The 3,344-nt window shown below is 43.3% G+C and carries 1 protein-coding gene; it reads right to left on the bottom strand.

The genetic code is table 11. The features are described 5' to 3' along the window. Positions 1-3,344: beta strand repeat-containing protein (locus tag AOC33_RS09045; RefSeq protein WP_180738134.1), on the bottom strand; the 3,344-nt coding region annotated here is incomplete at both ends.

Below are 3,344 nucleotides of genomic sequence, written 5' to 3'. Positions count from 1 at the left end.
TGCCTGATAGAACTAGATTGCCTGAGCCATTTTTAGTGATATCAAAACCAATTCCTGAAATTGCGCCTGATAGAGTCAACTGGGTCCCTGATACTGCTATCGTAGCGTCATCACTTAAGCTAATTGAACCTACTAATGAGCTCGCGCCGGATGTTGTTGTTAATGTTCCAGCAGCCAAATTAATTGATTCAGCATCGATAGTCACATTTTTTAGATCTAAAGTGGCCCCAGCAGCAATTGATGTGCCAGCAGTTGTTGCACCTAGGCCGCCATTATGAGTAACAACTAAAGTGCCGCCATTAACCAAAGTCTGACCAGTGTATGTATTAGCGCCCGAGAAAGTCTGAGTACCAGCACTGAGAGTTATGTCACCGTTACCACCAATCACGCCAGCAAAATCATCATTGGCAGCAGTCAAGGTTAAATCTTGAGAACCTAAATTGACTAAGCCTGAGCCACTCAAGCTCTTAACATTGACTGCTGATGTTGCACCACTGATATCAAATGTGCCGTTAGCCACCAATTTGGCAGAGTCAGAAACTGAACCAGATCCACTTAAGAATAATGTGCCATCAGTAATCGTCGTAATACCTGAGTAGGTATTGGCGCCAGATAGAGTTTGAGAGCCGCTTACTAAAGTCAACGCCCCTGTACCACCGATCACACCGCTAAAAGTATCGTTAGCAGCACTCAAGTTCAAATCTTTAGCGCCTAGTACAACTGAGCCAGAACCAGATAGACTCTTGATCGTTGTATCGGTTGTTACACCACTGATATCAAATGTGCCATTAGCAATCACTTTGGCAGATTCAGCAATAGAACCAACAGTATTAGTTAGATTATTAACTGCCAATGACAACTTACCAGCTGTCACTGTAGTCGAGCCAGTGTAGGTATTTGTATTGGTGAATATTAAAAATCCACCGCTGATCTTATTTAAAGAACCAGTTCCAGAAATCACACCATGAATCGTTAGATCATCACCCGTTGTAATGTCAAAAGTAGTATTACCACTTAATGTGATGTTGCCACCCCAACTGCTGGTTGCGTCTTTTAATGTGCCGCCATTGATGACTAAGTTTTCAGAAGCAACTGCAACGTTCACTAGATCAAGAGTTGCGCCGCTGGCAATAGTTGTAGATCCAGATGCTGAGCCTAGAGCATTGGCATGAGTAATTCTCAAAGTACCTGATGAAATATTGGTAAGGCCAGTGTAGGTGTTATTACCGCTTAGTGTTAAGGTGCCGTTACCAGTAATGGTTAAGCCAAAGTTGCCTGAGATAATGCCTTCGACCTCTGTTTCACCAGATGAAGCCTCAAGAATACTATCAGCTGTTAAGTTCATTGAACCCGCCAACGTACCATTGATGAATCGGCCACCGTTCAATGTGACAGGCTCAGTGATGCTTAGTCCATTAAGATCAAGTGTTGAATTTGCATTAACAACAGTTCCTGAGCCACTAGCTGTTGAACCTAAAGCATTTGCATGACCTAATTTAAGCGTACCAGCATTGATACTTGTTATACCACCGTAAGTATTGTTGCCATTCAAGGTCAAGGTGCCAACACCCGACTTATCAAAGCTAATACCAGTTCCTGAAATAACGCCATTAATGACGCTATCTCCTGTAATAGTGATATCTAGGATGCCGTTATTAGCAAAATTGATAGCATTAGCAGCTAGAACATCCGTGGTGACATTAAGTCCAGTAAGACCAGCAGATCCACCAACAGCTCCAGTCACAGTCACTGAGCCAGCATTACCAGTTACTAAGGTCAACGTCTTGGCACCATTAACCGTTGATGCAAAATTAATGTCTCCAGAGGTTGTAATTAACTCAATATTATTTGAAATAGTCACAGCACCTGAATAAGACTGTGTACCGGTTAATGTAATGTCAGCACCAAGGTTTGAAGTACCTGAAATAGATAGGTCTACCAAATCAGTAATGGCGCCATCAATATCAGCATGACCTGTGATGGTCAGACTATAGTCGGAACCATTAATGGATTTTCTTGTGTTAACGGTCGACCCAGTCAAAGTTGTGTCATCACCCAAGGTCATCGCTTCACGATAAGTTTGAGACCCAGTTGTGTGGACAAGGCCACCATTGATCGCAATAGTTCCAGTTCCTGTGCCGCTTGAGTCTGTTTCAAGGTTTGCTGCATAGACGGCACCATCTAAATTAGTTGCGCGAGAGCTATTAAGCACAATATCACCCAAAGGAGCCAAGCTGGTACCAACATTAACTAAAGTAATAGCCCCGATACCAGTTGATACCGTTAAATCTTTACCTGAGCCAGTGATGGCTTCAGCAAACGTGATGTTGTTATTGTTTGTGCTCAATACAACATCTGCATCTAAAGTCACAGCACCTGAGTAAGTCTGTGTCCCTGAAGTGGTCACATTGGCAGCTAGATCAGATGTACCTGATACGCTCAATCTGACTGCATTAGCGATAGCGTTATTAAGGTCTAGGTTACCGGTGATAGTAATTGCACCTAAACCCCCACCAGTAACACCACCTACAACACCGTTGAACTCTACCTTACTCGAACCCACGTCGATGGTTAGAGCACGAGCTTGGCTAGCTTCACTATTAACAATATCGCTGAAAGTGATCTGGCTATCAGTTGTGGTTAAAGTACGAGCACCACCAGATAGGGTCACAGGACCTGTATAAATCTGTGTGCCAGTAGTTGTGATATTAGCGCCTATGTTTGAATCTCCAGATACAGAGAAGTTCATGACACCAGTTATCACACCATCAATATCAGCATGACCTGTGATGGTCAGACTAAAGTCGGAACCATTAATGGATTTTCTTGTGTTGATTATTGATCCATCCAGAATTGTGTCATCACCTAAGGTCATCGATTCACGGTAGGTTTGAGTACCAGTGGTTTTTACAAGGCCACCATTGATTACAATTTTTTCGGTTCCTGTGCCGCTTGAGTCTGTTTCAAGATTTGCTGCATAGACGGCACCATTTAAATTGGTTGCGCGAGAGCTATTAAGCACAATATCACCCAAAGGAGCCAAGCTGGTACCAACATTAACTAAAGTAATAGCCCCACTACCTGTTGACACGGTTAAATCTTTACCTGAGCCAGTGATGGCTTCAGCAAACGTGATGTTGTTATTGTTTGTGCTCAATACAACATCTGCATCTAAAGTCACAGCACCGCTATAAGTCTGTGTACCTGTTGTTGTGACGTTAGCACCAAGGTTTGATGTACCTGAAACAGATAGGTTTGTTACACCAGTGATTGCGCCATCCACATCAGCATTACCTGTGATGGTCAGGCTGTTATTGCCGCCAGCTACTGTTGAGCCAGTGTTG

Origin of the sequence: Polynucleobacter cosmopolitanus (genome assembly GCF_002224225.1) — a bacterium.
Taxonomy (GTDB): Bacteria; Pseudomonadota; Gammaproteobacteria; order Burkholderiales; family Burkholderiaceae; genus Polynucleobacter; species Polynucleobacter cosmopolitanus.
The sequence above is the reverse complement of the archived record's forward strand: the minus strand, read 5'-3'. Positions and strand labels throughout refer to the sequence as shown.